The 15,812-nt window shown below is 43.0% G+C and carries 13 protein-coding genes; 9 read left to right on the forward strand and 4 right to left on the reverse strand.

The annotated features are described in order from the left end of the window. Nucleotides 1-48: 48 nt before the first annotated feature. From M917_RS10045 to yfaE, 5 genes are all read left to right on the forward strand, one after another. Nucleotides 49-300 (forward strand): type II toxin-antitoxin system Phd/YefM family antitoxin, encoded by a 252-nt coding sequence (locus M917_RS10045; protein WP_021814726.1) that lies wholly within the window; start codon nucleotides 49-51, stop codon nucleotides 298-300. Next, nucleotides 290-577 carry a type II toxin-antitoxin system RelE family toxin gene (locus M917_RS10050; RefSeq protein ID WP_021814727.1) on the forward strand — a complete coding sequence of 96 codons (288 nt, stop codon included), beginning with the start codon at nucleotides 290-292 and terminating at the stop codon, nucleotides 575-577. Before M917_RS10045 ends, M917_RS10050 begins: the two co-directional genes overlap by 11 nt. Nucleotides 578-616: 39 nt before the next feature. Further along, nucleotides 617-973: a hypothetical protein gene (locus M917_RS10055; RefSeq protein WP_021814728.1), complete on the forward strand. Its 357-nt coding sequence runs from the start codon at nucleotides 617-619 to the stop codon at nucleotides 971-973. Nucleotides 974-1,204: 231 nt separating this feature from the next. Continuing rightward, a complete protein-coding gene (gene nrdB, locus M917_RS10060) occupies nucleotides 1,205-2,338 on the forward strand; it encodes a class Ia ribonucleoside-diphosphate reductase subunit beta (RefSeq protein ID WP_021814729.1) in 1,134 nt (377 codons plus the stop codon). A gap of 58 nt (nucleotides 2,339-2,396) precedes the next feature. Next, nucleotides 2,397-2,663 carry a class I ribonucleotide reductase maintenance protein YfaE gene (gene yfaE, locus M917_RS10065; protein ID WP_021814730.1) on the forward strand — a complete coding sequence of 89 codons (267 nt, stop codon included), beginning with the start codon at nucleotides 2,397-2,399 and terminating at the stop codon, nucleotides 2,661-2,663. A gap of 145 nt (nucleotides 2,664-2,808) precedes the next feature. Here yfaE and M917_RS10070 read toward each other — a convergent pair whose 3' ends face one another. Beyond that, nucleotides 2,809-4,134 (reverse strand): S1C family serine protease, encoded by a 1,326-nt coding sequence (locus tag M917_RS10070; RefSeq protein WP_021814732.1) that lies wholly within the window; start codon nucleotides 4,132-4,134, stop codon nucleotides 2,809-2,811. 315 nt (nucleotides 4,135-4,449) lie between these two features. Between M917_RS10070 and M917_RS10075 the strand changes: the two genes are divergently transcribed. After that, nucleotides 4,450-5,283, forward strand: a complete 834-nt coding sequence (locus tag M917_RS10075) for a Nif3-like dinuclear metal center hexameric protein (protein ID WP_021814733.1) — start codon at nucleotides 4,450-4,452, stop codon at nucleotides 5,281-5,283. Between the two features lie 919 nt (nucleotides 5,284-6,202). After that, nucleotides 6,203-7,411, forward strand: coding sequence for a transglycosylase SLT domain-containing protein (locus tag M917_RS10080; RefSeq protein ID WP_021814734.1), 1,209 nt, complete (start codon nucleotides 6,203-6,205; stop codon nucleotides 7,409-7,411). A 118-nt stretch (nucleotides 7,412-7,529) separates the two neighbouring features. Here M917_RS10080 and M917_RS10085 read toward each other — a convergent pair whose 3' ends face one another. The 3 genes from M917_RS10085 to M917_RS10095 form a co-directional block, all read right to left on the reverse strand. Beyond that, complete coding sequence (locus M917_RS10085) at nucleotides 7,530-10,511, reverse strand: LysM peptidoglycan-binding domain-containing protein (protein WP_021814735.1); 2,982 nt, start codon at nucleotides 10,509-10,511, stop codon at nucleotides 7,530-7,532. Nucleotides 10,512-10,667: 156 nt separating this feature from the next. After that, complete coding sequence (locus tag M917_RS10090; protein ID WP_021814736.1) at nucleotides 10,668-11,162, reverse strand: nuclear transport factor 2 family protein; 495 nt, start codon at nucleotides 11,160-11,162, stop codon at nucleotides 10,668-10,670. Nucleotides 11,163-11,499: 337 nt separating this feature from the next. Next, complete coding sequence (locus tag M917_RS10095; RefSeq protein WP_021814737.1) at nucleotides 11,500-12,798, reverse strand: hemolysin family protein; 1,299 nt, start codon at nucleotides 12,796-12,798, stop codon at nucleotides 11,500-11,502. Nucleotides 12,799-13,328: 530 nt separating this feature from the next. Here M917_RS10095 and yajC point away from each other — a divergent pair. Both yajC and secD read left to right on the forward strand, forming a co-directional pair. Continuing rightward, nucleotides 13,329-13,655 carry a preprotein translocase subunit YajC gene (yajC, locus tag M917_RS10105; RefSeq protein ID WP_021814738.1) on the forward strand — a complete coding sequence of 109 codons (327 nt, stop codon included), beginning with the start codon at nucleotides 13,329-13,331 and terminating at the stop codon, nucleotides 13,653-13,655. A gap of 274 nt (nucleotides 13,656-13,929) precedes the next feature. Continuing rightward, a complete protein-coding gene (gene secD, locus M917_RS10110) occupies nucleotides 13,930-15,807 on the forward strand; it encodes a protein translocase subunit SecD (RefSeq protein WP_021814739.1) in 1,878 nt (625 codons plus the stop codon). Nucleotides 15,808-15,812 lie beyond the last annotated feature (5 nt).

Below are 15,812 nucleotides of genomic sequence, written 5' to 3' on the forward strand. Positions count from 1 at the left end.
CTAAAATTATCCCTATATTTAGAGCATAATTTTAACGGAGAATGAATCATGCAACCAATATTTGCGACACAAACAGCCAGTATTTCAGAGCTAAAAAACAATCCTTCGGCATTGATAAAACAGTCAGATGGTGAATCGATTGCTATTTTAAACCACAACAAACCCGTGGCGTACTTAGTCTCAACCGACGTTTTTGAGCGCATGATGGAAGCGATGGACGATATGGCATTAAGCCAAACTGTTAGCGCCCGGATGAATGATGGTCAGATACCTGTAAAGGTAACTTTAGATGACTTATAGTCTTGAGTTTCACCCGTTAGCGTTAAAAGAATGGAAAAAGATAGCACCAAATATTCAGCAGCAGTTTAAGAAAAAATTACAGCAACGATTATCAAACCCTCATGTGCCTGCGTCAAAACTCTCAGGACACACAGATACTTATAAAATTAAATTACGCACCATAGGTTATCGTCTGGTATATACCGTCAAAGATGACGTGGTGGTCGTTTATGTATTAGCAGTCGGCAAAAGAGAAAATAACAAAGTATATGACAGTCTAGCGACGCGTCAACCATAATGAAAACACGTAAACAGCAATAAGAATAACGGAGGTCATGTGCAATATACCGCAATCATCAAAGACGGTGGTTTGTTTATCCCAAACGTATTTTCAGACATAAACGATGGTGGCTCGCATATCGTACAAGTCGAGGTTGATATTGCCGACGTGCGTCAGCAGTTAAGCGCAAGTGTAGAGTTAAAGACAGACGCGCCAAGAGCACCCAAAAAGCAGGTGAAGAAGCAGACCAAAAAAGAAGTACAAAAAACATTGGAAAACGCTGATGTGAGTACACTGCGCAAGAGCGCACTTGATGAATTAGAAGCATTAGATGATAGTGAGCTGAGCGAGATGTTCAAAGCCTATATGAATGATGGACAAGAATCCTCACAGATATCACTAGAGAATCTATAATATCGTCAATACACTGTAAAATCGATACAGTGCTACTGGTATACATGTTTCTAGAATAAAAGTTTCGTAGCCTCTGTCACGCGCTTGCGAACAGCAAGCAAGAAATATTTATACCAGTAGCACGTCGTTATGCATGTATCGATTTTATTTTGAAATAGCGATACACAGTATTTTTAAAGCAGCATTTTTAACATTCACATTAATAACCGTATCAATTATAAAGGCAGTCCCATGACTTACTCGATTTTTTCTCAAACGCCAAACAATGCGCTCAAAGAGCCAATGTTCTTTGGTCAGCCGGTCAATATTGCCCGCTATGACCAACAAAAGCATCCGATCTTTGAGCAATTGATTGAAAAGCAGCTGTCGTTCTTTTGGCGTCCAGAAGAAGTTGATGTGTCACGTGATCGTATCGATTTTAGCAATCTGTCCTCGCATGAGCAGCACATATTTTTGAGCAACCTCAAGTACCAGACCCTACTCGACTCTATCCAAGGTCGTAGTCCAAACGTGGTGCTATTGCCGCTAGTGTCTATCCCTGAGCTTGAAACGTGGATTGAGACATGGTCGTTCTCTGAAACCATTCACTCACGCAGCTATACGCATATCATTCGTAATATCGTCAATGATCCCAATATTATCTTTGATGACATCATGCAAAATGAGCATATTTTAGGCCGTGCCTCTGATATCGCCCAGTACTATGATGATTTGTACCGCAACTCACAGCTCTATAGCTTGTACGGTGCGGGTACGCACAACATCAACGGCGAGCAAGTTACTGTTGATTTGAGATCACTGAAAAAGCAGATGTATCTATGCATCATGGCGGTTAATGTCCTAGAAGCCATTCGCTTTTATGTGTCATTTGCCTGCTCGTTCGCTTTTGCTGAGCGCAAACTGATGGAAGGCAATGCCAAGATTATTAAATTAATTGCGCGTGACGAAGCGCTGCATTTGACGGGTACACAGCACATGCTGAACCTCATGCGTAATGGTCGTGACGATCCAGAAATGGTTGAGATTGCCGCAGAGTGCTATGAAGACAGTATCGAAATCTTCCGCAAAGCTGCCGAACAAGAAAAAGAGTGGGCAGGCTATCTGTTCAAAGATGGTTCGATGATTGGTTTGAATAAAGACATTCTGTGCCAATATATCGAATACATCACCAACTTGCGTATGGAAGCGGTCGGCTTGCCAGCGGCGTTCCCGAAATCAAAATCAAACCCGATTCCGTGGATCAATACATGGTTGTCATCAGACAACGTGCAAGTTGCGCCGCAAGAGACCGAGATTAGCTCGTACTTGGTGGGTCAGATTGATTCTGATTTATCAGACAGCGATTTTGATGACTTTGAACTGTAACCGTTTTATGCGTTAATAGTAGCGGTAATAGCAAAGACATATCCCAATAGGATCAACTATGACTTGGGTAATGACCAGTAAAAAGCAGTTTTACTTGCATGATGACGAAAGTCTGCTAGATGGACTGCTACGCACAGGGCATGATGTAAACTATCAATGCCGCGAGGGCTACTGTGGCAGCTGTCGAGTCAAGCGCATTGCTAGCTCACATACGGTTGACTATCCATTTGCGCCACTTGCTATGATTGAGGAAGATGAAATCCTCCCTTGCTGCTGCCGTGTCCAAGGGGTGATTTATATCAATCATGAACCGCTCGCAAAGTAATGTGGTTGGTTCAAACAATAAATATTATCCTAGCCGTACGTTGTCATGGTTATATTTCTTTACTTAGAATCACCTATAACAAAAAGCGCGCTATCTCAAAAGATAGCGCGCTTTTTTATTGCTTATAAAAAGCTAAATGTTGTTTTTATAAAGGTGCACCATCTCTTTCAAACAACTTTAATAACTCTTCACGCATGCGGTCACGCTCTGCTTCTGACATCATAGGGACCTCTTCTTGCGGCATACTTTGTAAGCCTTGCTGACCAATACCCTCATCTTCCATCATGACCACTGGACGCTCAATCGATTCTTGTACTGGACGCTCCTCTAACAATATCTCTACTTGCGCATTTTTACCTTGACGCAATATCTGTGCATTCAGCTTGGTATTGGGTGATTTGCGAGCAACATACTGAATCAAAGTGTTAGCATCTGTCATCTCGACACCATCGATTGTCAAAATGATATCACCGATGCGCAGTCCACTCTTAGCAGCAGGACCTTCCGGTACGACACTAAGAACCTCTACGCCCGTGGACGTCTCAAGCTGCGTCGGATCGCGCAACTGTGATTGTATCTCAATACCGAGCCAACCACGACTCACTCTGCCATCTTTAATCAGCGCATTCATGACCTGTTCAACGATAGCAGTAGGAATGGCAAAGCCAATACCCATTGAGCCACCAGAACGTGAGAAAATCACTGTGTTAATGCCAACCAACTCACCGCGAGCATCGACCAGCGCTCCGCCCGAATTACCGGGATTGATCGCCGCATCGGTTTGAATAAAATCTTCAAACTTGTTTACACCCAGCCCAGTACGACCTGTCGCTGAGATGATACCTTGGGTGACCGTCTGCCCCACACCAAATGGATTACCAATTGCTAATGCCAAATCGCCTACCCGAATAGGATCTTTACGGAACCCTAATGGTGTCAATCCTGTCATATCAACTTTAATGACAGCCAAATCACTGTCTGGATCCGTACCAACCACCTTAGCCCGGCTCTTACGACCATCATTAAAGGCAACGGTAATTTCATCTGCTTTTTCGATGACATGAGCATTGGTAACGATATACCCATCTTCTGACACAATCACGCCCGAGCCTAAATTGGTATTGCCCTGCTCTTGTGACGGCCCGCCATGATATTCAAAAAACCGGCGCAAAACCGGATCATCCATATAAGGATGCTCTGCCATCGTTTGTGTGGTATAGATATTGACGACCGACTGCGATGCACGAGCGACTGCATTATGATAAGAGGAAATAGGTGCTGGGGTATCGGCAACTGGAGCAGACGCTTGCTGTTCAGCAGGTGTCGTCCGTGGTGGCTCCCACGCGTTCTCTGATGTCTTATTCATGCTCGTAAACAACCAGATAAACGCTGTAATCACTATCAGCAATAAAACCCAAGGTAACCATTTTAGTAAAGACGCCTTGTTACTGGTGTTCCGAGATGACGACATATAAAGCCTCTATAAATTTGATACAAACAGACAAAAATAAATTAGATAAAGAAATAATGGTTTACTAAATATAAGTAATCAAGTCCCTCGCGAAAGCCACACCGTTATATAGCAATTATTGGATAGGCTCACGTAGGTAAATTATAACCGTCAACACCGCCAAATTGTAACGTATCGTGTACCATTTCAGTTATTAGCCTTATCTACACTCTTACAGCCTCATGTTAAAATGGCCATGACAAAAACTGTTAGATAAAAAATTATCCAAAGTTTATGAGTGCTTATTCTACTGCAATAATGATAAGGAAAGAAAAAATGACAGCCAACCATATCGCAACTGACGCGCCGCCTATCACCATTAGCGTACAGGAGTTAACGCAATTTTGTGACGACTACTTATCGGCAGGCGCTTTTAAAGACTATGCACCCAATGGTTTACAAGTGGACGGTGGACGAGCGGTACAGCGCATTATCACTGGTGTCACCGCTTGTGAAGCCCTGATTGATGCCGCCATCGCTGCCAATGCGGATACGATTATGGTGCATCATGGGTATTTTTGGAAAGGCGAACCTGCCCCTATCACAGGAATGAAAGGTCGACGTATCCGTAAACTGATGCAACATGGCATCTCTATGATTGGTTATCATCTGCCTCTTGATGCGCATCCAGTAGTTGGTAACAATGCAAAACTGGCTGAGATGCTAGATATGAACATCACAGGCGCACTCTATCCTAGCGAATCACATCCTGTTGGTAACATCTCTACTTGTATACCGCAGAATGCTGATAGTCTTATTGCTCAGATTACCAAAGCCTTAGGACGCACACCATTACATATCTCTGCCAATTATGCTCATGTTAACAGTAATGCTATTACAAAAGGTAATGACAAGCTCATCGAACGCGTTGGCATCTGTACTGGCGGTGCGCAAGATATGATTGAGCAAGCCGCAGTGATGGGCTGTGACGCCTTTATCTCTGGTGAAATATCGGAGCGTACCACGCATATCGCTCGTGAGCTTGGCATTGATTATTTTGCTTGTGGTCATCATGCGACAGAACGTGGTGGCATTCAAGCATTGGGCGATATCATTGCTCAGCAGTTTGGGTTACCGGTGACTTTTATTGATATTGACAATCCTGCTTAGCTGATTGGGTCTATAGTCAAGTCAATATAAAAGACATACAGCAGGACTAATACAAATTTTTCTTGCTTGCTGTGCCTGCTATATTTTTCATAAACAGACACATAACGAGGCTATTTTTAACCGTCTATAGATCGATTGTTAAGTTTTATCACTAATTTCTTAACCACACTTGAATAATACAAGAGATATCCGCATATTATCTCTTGTAAGAAAGAACGTCTTGTCATGAGACTTCCCATTATTATAGCTTCCGGTTATAGCGCTTAAATGACGGTTACTGCCTACAATCTTATTATCTTGTATGATTAATGAGCTTTTAGACTGCGTACCAATTGACGTACGATGTCTATCATTTAAGTGTCGCAATAACGGTTTAGCATTATTTGCTTGCCCTTATGGCTGAACAATGAATTATCGTCACTTATATACTTTGTCATAAACAATTTAAAGGACAAAGGGTGATTGATTTTTGCGTAGTAACGGTTGAACGCGTGTTTAGTATCAGTTACTAATGATGCGTTCGACCAACTCAATTAGTCTACGATTTTGTTTTAATAACTTATTCATGACCTTATCTGTGTTTAATCTATAGCTGTTTCGATATTAGCGCTGTTTATCATCGATGAAGGAATCATCTGATCCACATCCTTCGCGTTGCTGTGTTCAGATTTTGAGAGTGGTGTTATAAACCTCTTAGATTCTATGTCGATAGATAGTTAATTGAGAAACTGTGCCGCTAGTTTTTATAAAGTATCTAGTAGCATTGTTAGCTGAACCATGATTAAACAAGGTGGCATTGCGTTTGTATCGTTAAAAAGCGCAGTGCCATCTAAAATGTGACATCGATGTATGCGTGTTTTATGTGCATAACTCGTTAACATTTTAAGGTAAGCAGGATGGCTAAAATCAGGAGACATCCATGCAGCGTATTACTTATCGTGTAAAAGTATCTGCGCAAGGGGCGAAACGCCGTATTTCTTATTTATTGCGTCCATCCAAGCAACGACTAAACACTAAAAGTAACATCGTTTCATCCGTTACCCCAACAGCCTCAGCTCGTTTTGCCAGAACCAAAAAACTGGCTCAAGTCTCTAGTATCGCCCTGCTCTCTTTGCCTGCGCAGAGTCTGACGACGATGGGTGTGCAAATACCAGCCTATGACCGTGTTATGTCAGAAGACACTTTAACCATCGCGGCTGTCCCAGGTGACAGCACGTATTTTGCCACCGATGGTTTTCAGCATGGCTTTGGCTTTGATTTGGTAAATAGTTATGCTGATGAGCTGGGTGTCGATATTGATCTCAGAGCTTATGCCAATGAAGATGCAGCATTAAAAGCGGTAAGATCAGGTCAAGCAGATATGGCATTGACAACAGCCAGCACTCAGTTAAAAAGCCGGCTTAATTTGTCATCTATCAATGTCAGCTGTGGTTATGATGCCAGTTTGACAAAAAATGGTTTGCATCCAAAGGTCAGCTGGACGTTTAGCTCGTCCAATGACCCGTTATCCAAAAAAGCCAGTTACTTTTTGTGTGATAATATCAAACTACAAAACACACAAAAACTTGCTGCATTTTATAACCAGAACTTACTCAAAGATGCTTATAGTCAAGACCATTTCAAAAAAACGCTGACAGAGAAGTTGCCTGATTATCAATCTTCTTTTGAAGAGCAAGCACGCAATTATAATCATGATTGGGAACTGTTAGTGGCGATGGGTTATCAAGAGTCACATCTTGATGCCAATGCAGTATCACCAACTGGTGTGCGTGGCCTCATGATGCTGACCAATAACACAGCCAAAGCGATGGGCGTCGCAGATCGAGTAGATCCTTATCAAAGTATTGGCGGCGGCGCACGATACCTAGAGCAAATGAAGGATTCGTTTGCTGATGTACCAAAAACCGACCGTATTTGGTTTGCGCTCGCTGGGTACAATATGGGGCCGAATGCCGTAAAAAGTATTCAACGTAAACTGAGAGATCAAGGTATTGATGACAAAAATTGGGCAAACGTTTATGCGTATCTGGCTGACAATAAAGCGTCTAATAGTCGCTATGGTCAAGCAATGCATTACGTCAGTAACATCAGAAGCTATCTTGAGACGATAAAGACTCAAACTGTTTAATTCACCAACATTGTCAGAGATTTATATATAAAAAAGCTGCTCTTTATAAGAGCAGCTTTTTTGTTTGTTAGGGTTTAAATTCGCTGAGCTTATATTTGTTTTAACAATAAATCAGCGATTAGCGATTGGGTACGGTCAGACGCTGACCACGCTGTAGCATAGTATTCGCGGCGATATTGTTCATCTCAGCCAGCTCTTGCGTAGATATACCATATTTACGTGCTAAGGCAATTAAGCTATCACCTGATCCGACGGTATAGCTTACCGTGACCTTTGGTACTTTAAGGGTTTGGCCACGCTGCAGCTGAGCATTGGTTGCCAAGTCATTGGTCACTGCCAAATCCTCTACTGACACACCAAATTGACGTGCTAGAGCAATCAAACCATCGCCTGACTTAACTTTATAGCTCTCAGTGTTGCCCAGTTTTTTGCCACTACTGCTTGCAGTGCTAGCCGAACTGCTACTACTTTGCTTAGTGCTATTAGAAGCGCTAGCAGTTGTGACACTGCCGCTGGCTGGAATAGTAATCGTACGCCCAAGTATAAGATTAGCGTTGGTTTTTAGATTGTTGGCGGCGGCTAAATCACTTATCTCAATATTGTAGCGTTGCGCCACCCCTGTCAAAGTATCCCCTGACTTCACTCTATAACTGACTTGTTTGTCATTTAGCTGACGATCTACCAATTCTTTAGACACTGGCACTTTGATGGTTTGTCCACGTTGCAAGCGTGCTTTGGCATCAAAGTTACTATTCACGGCAGCCAGCTCTGCTGGACTAATTCTTACGCTATTAGCGATGCCGATTAAAGTGTCGCCTGATTTGACTTTATAATTAGTGGTAGCTACAGAAATTGAGCTGCTTGCGCTACTAGAGGTCGTAACAGCTGAATTAAAGTCAACGCTGGCGGGTACTTTTAGGGTTTGTCCGACGTATAGCGAGTCTGTTGAGCCCATACCATTAAGAGTAGCCAAAGTATTAGTTGGGATATTGAACTGACGTGCTAAGGCAATCAAGCCATCACCCGCTTTTACTCGATAGTTTTTGGTAGCAGTATTTGATTGTTTTGGTTTGGTTGCAGGTGCAGCAGGTGTCGTCGCAGGCGCGGTGACTTTACCCGGTATTAACCATAGCTTTTGACCTCTAAGTAGGTCAGCACGGCTGCTAAGGTTATTATAGCTGGCAAGCTGTGTGACTGATAAACCAAAGCGATTGGCCGTACCAATCAAGGTATCGCCACTTTGTACCACGTAGCTTTCAGGCTGACTGGCTGCGGTATTGCTAGCCGTACTTAACGGCTGGATGGTTTTAGCATTGTATAAATACAAGGTGCTACCAGATAACAGCTTAGCGCTGGCGTCTATTTGGTTCCATTCTGCAATATCACGCCAGTTCACACCAGCACGACTGGCAATATTAGACAACGTATCACCACGCTTGACGGTATAGGTGGTACGTGCGCCTTGGGGTTTTGGTTTACTTACTGAAGTCTGCGCAAAGCTAAGTTTTTTCTCTCCACCACTGGCTTCTAAAATAGACTGCTGTGTCTGTACTGCCGATAGATTGATATTACCATCAGCATTGATGACATTGGTTTCAGGCGTATTACTTCGAATTTGATTGGCAATAAAGTCACGTTCTTCTTTGCTTAGCGGCGGTTCTTGGACAATCGTGTTGTTCCGTGTAATTTGAGCAGAGGTCGTCGGTAGACTGTTACTGTTTTTAAGCTCAGTGTTGATCTTGTTTGTTTCAGCAGTGGTTAATGGTGGCTCAGTACGAACTGACGCACTACCGCTATAAACAGAACTGCTGGTTGGCTGAACAGATGGCGAAATGTAGCTTGTCGTTTGCTGAGGCACACTAGCACTGGCTGCATAATCAGCCAAGGCACTACCAGTAGAGGGCAGTGATGACGATGTGTATGGTTTGCTATTATAATCTGGCGTGGTTGTGGTCGGGGTACTTGTGTTATTGGCGGCTGCCAATACATTACCCGTACCATTACCTCTCAACGAGCTTAATTTAGCATCGGTATTCAGGTTTACATCATTGGGGATGATGATACGCTGCGGGCCCGAAGAATCAACACGCCCTGAAGTCAGTGCTGTATTCAAGCGCTGTAGCTCATCATAATTCACCCCTGTCAACTGTGACACTTCAGCCAGACTGACGCCATAATTTACTGGCACGCTACGGAAATGCTGACGATTAGCAATAGCAGGTAGATAGACACCATACTGCTCAGGCTTGGCAACGATTTCGGCTACTGCCAAAAAGCGTGGCACATAATTCATGGTTTCAGTAGGCAATTGGAGTGACCAATAATCAGTGGGCAATCCACGCGCGGCATTGGCATCAATTGCCTTTTGCACACGACCAGGACCTGCATTATAAGCGGCTAATGCCAACTCCCAACTACCAAACTGATTGTGTAGTGCCGTCAAAAAGTCATAAGCGGCACGCGTCGATTCGATAACATCACGGCGACCATCATAGGTGCTGCTTTGATTCAAACCATAAATTCGGCCCGTACTTGGAATAAACTGCCACAAACCGGCTGCAGCTGCACTACTGGTACCACTTGGATCATAGGAGCTCTCGATCACTGGTAGTAAAGCCAGCTCGGTCGGAATATTACGACGCTCAGCCTCTCTTACCGTATGGTAGATATAGCGACTGGCACGCGCAGTCAGACGGTTTAGATAATCTTGGCGACTGGTAAACCAACTCTTTTGTCCCTCAATACGCTGATTATAAATCGGCTGACCACCATTCATGCGATAACCAGCACGCAGACGATTCCATAAATCACCGTATTGCTGAATGGCAAGTTTATTGCCTTCTACCATTGTCATATCAGTAGCTTCTAGCAAATCGGCCAACTCATCCAAACTCTCCGCATCCAAATAGGCGGTTGAATAATCAGTACTACTTGTTGCAGGCGCTTGCGTAGCGGGACGTTTGGTAATGACAGACGTGCTATTGGTCGCACCCTGTTTTACCGTTGACGTATTACTACAAGCGCTGATAAGTAAAGTGGATACCGCAAGCGTCAATGGCAACGCAAAAAATGAGCGAGAGTTTGATAGTACAGTAGACATGATATTAAAATTTTCCTAACGACAAGAAATAATAAGAGAAAGTTGCTTGGTAGTATAGTACGCAATGTAAAGCAAAGACCACGCTAATGTAGTCAATCCATCATAAAACAGATAATGTTTCGTTGATTGCCAGCCAGTTACTTAATTACTAGCTATTTAATTAATGGTTACTTGTGATACTGCACGTAATAGCACCGCATTACCCGTTGCCACCGTTAAGGTCACTCTTGAGTTTGTAACAAACGAAACTTGTTGACCATCTTTTATCCAGCTTTCATTGGTCGTAACATTGGCTTTGGCTTGCGAGCCTGTAATCACGATGTTGTCTACAGCAATATCATAGCGATAATTAGAAGTATCACTCCAACTGCTTTGTAGCAATCGTAAATAAGCGTCTTTATCTAAGCTAGTAGACTTACCTTTTCGAGATAAAGAAATCAGTGCGTCATCTGATACAAGACGAGCAACTTGATTGACATCTCGACTATTTGCTGATGACTTCATTGCTGCTACATAGTTTTGTACCAACGCTTCTGTCATGGTTGCCGCTTGCGCACTGACACTCACAGCACTTGCCACTGCAACGATAGCCGCCACACCAGCACCTTTCATCAATAGCGCCAAAAGCCTCTTTCCCAATAATTGTTTCATGATAATCCTTAGCGATACGGTTTTCGTTGTTGTCATACAGTGATGATTAACGTTCTTCTATCACTTAATAAAAGACAGTTATTTGGTTATAAACTGATCCGAGGCTTTTACTCTATGTCTTTCATTTTGATGTCTGTATTCTTAGTCGATATATTTAATACTCATAACAGCACATTTGTATCATAGTGTGAGACTATCATTTAATTCTCACAGCTATGTGACACCCTGTGTAATTATTGCGAATAACAAACTACCCAGCACATGACACCGCTATTTTTGAAATAACGATGACCTTATACTTTTCTCACCCAGATGAAGACCTATTTAACAATCTATCTTAAAACTTGGTTTCTGTACCGTTGTCTTCATATTGTTCATCGTCACTAAGCTTCATGCCCAGACGCTCTACTCGTCTGTCCATCATCTGCCGAGCCAGTGCCTGCATGTCTTCGACACGGTCTATTTCATCCACAATCTCAAGACCCAATAAGGTCTCAAACACATCTTCTAAAGTAACCAAGCCTTTGACTTCGCCGTACTCACCAACCGTAATTGCAATATGAATACGGTTTTTTAGCATGAGCTCTAATAAATCAAACAGTTTCATTTTGGAGAATACAAACGTAATGTCTCTTTTAAACTGAGTCAACGGCTTATGCATCGCATGATTGACTTTTGCCAATAACATATCTGTTTTTAATACAAAACCCGTAATATTATCTAGGTCACCATCATAAATTGGCAATCGTGAAAATGTGAGTTTTGGCCGATCAACCAGCAGTTCAGCAACGGTCTTATTCTCTTCAAATGCTAGCATCACAGAACGCGGGGTCATAATATCTTCGACCTTGATAGCACCAAATGCCAATAAGTTACGAATAATGCGCGACTCTAGCGGATCAATTTGTCCTGACTCTTCACCGATACTGGCAAGCGCAGCAAACTCACGACGGCTAAATGCTTGCGGTTCTTTGCCACGTACAAGCATTTTCGTCAGCCGTTCTGAAATCCAAATAAGTGGATAGAGTAGCAATATAATGCCGCGTACAAAGTAAGCGACTAGACCACTTAGCTGACGCCAGTATACGGTTCCGAGTGTTTTTGGAATAATTTCAGATAAAAATAAGATGGCTAAGGTCATCAATGCAGAAAACAGCCCAAACCAAGCACTACCAAACACAATCGTAGCCTGAGCACCTGCGCCGATGGAACCTAACGTATGAGCCACTGTATTCAAGGTCAAAATAGCAGCCAACGATTGATCGATATTATCAACCTTCAAGCGTCTTAGCATATTTGCTTTTTTTGGATTGTGTTCTTGAACATCCGCAATATAGGATGGTGTCATGCTCAGCAGTGCCGCCTCTGATAAAGAGCACACAAACGAGATACCAATGGCAACGACCACAAAAAATATCAGTAATAGTACACTCATAGCAGTTGGCTCTGCTAAGGCCTCTGTCGCTACTGCTGCCCCCGCTGCTAAAGCAGAATAAGGCAATAGCATCATAGGCATCGCTATTAACGCTGACAGCCCAAAAACTGATTTAGTGCGATTAAAATCGCGTCTTGTCGGAGGAGGTTTACCAGACGCTTCTTTATAAGCGCGCGGACGACATAAACGAGGTGCAAACATAAGAGTGGGGAACAAGTTGGGTAACCTAAATAGAAAAAGGAAAAGGGATCATAATATAATAAGCAAACAACATGACAAAAGCAGATTTTAAAACAAATAAAGACATCTACAAAAATCATGAAAAATATTTGTTTTACACTGACTTAGTAACTTACATTAGACTTTATTATGTCCCAAGAGACGATCTGCTAAATGCAAGGAATTGCCATCATTTTATAGTAGCATTGATAATGCTATTTCACAATAAGTCACTATTTTTAAGGCTTTATTTTTTGATACGCTTTATTACGCCACCATTGCCTAACATCCATTATATAGTTAAGATTGCTATACTCTGAGCACTTTGGGCTTATTTATGTGATTTGGTAAAAATGGTTTGGTAAAACAGTTCTCACGACAATTACTGGCTACTTGTATCTCATGGCTTCAAGAAAAACATACTCAGCCTATCATTAACAGTTACCAAGTCTGGGATTTTTTGCTACTATGCGTCTAAATTTATTTTTATCTATAACTTGTTGAGAGAAACTATGTTGTTATTTATCCAAGCTGCTCATGCTGCTGAAACTGCTGGTGCGGCATCACTGTTCGGTCAAATCTTATTGCCTGTCGCTTTTTTTGCGATTTTTTACTTTTTGGTGATTCGTCCGCAGTCTAAACGTACCAAAGAACACCGTGCAATGGTTAATTCATTAACGGTTGGTAGTGAAATTATCTTTGCTGGTGGCTTGATGGGTCGCATCAAAGACTTAGAAGGCGATTATGCTGTTGTGAGCTTAAATAATAATACTGATGTGAAAGTACAACGTGCTTCTGTTATTTCAGTATTGCCTGCTGGTACGATCGAAAGCGTTTAAGCAGTAATAGCACCTTACTGATGACCATTCATTGGTTGTATCATGAGTAAGCGTGATGAATAAAAATGACCGTACATTATTTGCGGTCATTTTTCACTAGTATAGTTCTGTATTACCTGCTCTACTGTTTTACGCTTTACTATCACCGCGGATGATCGCAATGGTGAATAACAACGAGTGCCAAACATAGCACTCGACCATTACTATCGCTAACTTCCCATCTGCTAACTTGTGGCTTACGTCGCCAGTCGTTTATCAACTTAAAGAAGTGATTATGCAATATCCCGCTTGGAAATACTTACTCATTGCCGTCGTGCTAATCATTGCCGGTCTGTATGCCGCCCCTAACCTTTACCCTGACGAACCTGCCGTGCAGATTACAAGCGCAGCAGCAGGTACACAGCTGTCTGAAGATATCCTAACCCAGTCGCAAAGCTTACTTGAAGAAGCGGGTCTTGAAAATCATGATGGTACGTTTGAGGGCAACAGTGCATTGGTACGCCTTAACAATCCAGTCGACCAACTAAAAGCTCAAGAAGTGTTGCGTCAGAATTTGGGCGAAAACTATGTGGTTGCGCTTAACTTGGCGCAAACGACACCGCAGTGGCTACGTGATATCGGTGCGAAACCGATGAAACTGGGTCTTGATTTACGTGGTGGTGTGCGTTTTGTGCTAGAAGTCGATATGGACAAGGCACTTGAGCAGCGTTTGACCAGTGCCAGTCGTGATATGCGTCGTGACCTACGTGCTGAGCGCATTGCGATTAAGGGTATTAAGACGGAAGATCGGAGCGTGGTCTTACACTTTGCTGATACAGATGCGCGCAACCGTGCACAAAACATCCTACAAGGCTCAATGGGTAACACGTTTAGTTTACAATCTTCTATTGATAATCAAGGTCCGGCATTAATTTTAGCGTACAACGATGCCACGCTCGATGAGATTAATAGCTATGCGGTCAATCAGAACTTAACTACCCTACGTAATCGTATTGCCGAGCTTGGTGTTACTGAAGCCTTAGTACAATCACAAGGTGCCAGTCGTATCGTCGTTGAGCTACCTGGTGTACAAGACACAGCCGAAGCAAAACGTGTTCTTGGACGTACGGCGAACCTAGAGTTCCGGATGGTTGCTGAAGACAGTGAAAACTATGTGGGCGGCATTCCTCCAGCGGGTACTGAAGCTTTCCCATTTGAAACCCTAGATGGCCCACCTGTATTGCTCGAGCGTCAAGCAATCGTCACTGGTGATAAAGTGACCAATGCGCAAACTGGCGTTGATGAAAGCGGCTCTCCTGAAGTCAGTATTACACTAGATAGTGCTGGCGGCAAGCTGATGCAAAATGCTACCCGTACGGCTGTTGGTAAACAGATGGCTGTATTGTTCATCGAGAACAAGCAAAGAATTACTTATGAAGAAGACCCAGCGACGGGTGAAACTGTCGAAGTAAGAACGCCTTATGCTGAAACGAAAGTCATCAACCGCGCCAACATCCAAGCCGTACTTGGTTCATCTTTCCGTATTACTGGTCTTGATAGTAGCGCCGAAGCAGCCGAGCTTGCCCTTTTATTACGTTCAGGCGCACTTGCGGCACCGATGTATTTTGTAGAAGAACGCACCATTGGCCCATCATTGGGACAAGAAAATATTGATAAAGGTCTGTTCTCAACTCAGGTTGGTTATCTGTTAGTCTTTGCGTTTATGATTATTTTCTATCGTCTGTTTGGCGTTATCGCTAACTTGGCGCTGGCCGTGAACGTTATTATTATCATCGCTATTATGTCAATCTTAGGCTCCTCACTTACCCTACCTGGTATTGCGGGTATCGTCTTGACCATCGGTATGGCAGTCGATGCCAACGTGCTGATTTTTGAGCGGATACGTGAAGAGATTGCTAACGGGGTACGGCCAAAGTCCGCCATTGTGGCAGGTTTTGATCGAGCTTTTAGCAGTATTTTCGATGCCAACATTACAACCTTATTGGTCGCATTTATCCTATTTGCGATTGGGACCGGTCCGATTAAAGGCTTTGCGATTACGCTAGCTATTGGTATTGTCAGTTCGCTATTTACTGCCATTTTGGTAACGCGCGCGCTGGTACAAATTGCTTATGGTAAGCGTAAATCTATCAAACGTCTGAGCATCGGTTAGGAGAA

This window comes from Psychrobacter aquaticus CMS 56 (assembly GCF_000471625.1).
GTDB lineage: Bacteria > Pseudomonadota > Gammaproteobacteria > Pseudomonadales > Moraxellaceae > Psychrobacter > Psychrobacter aquaticus.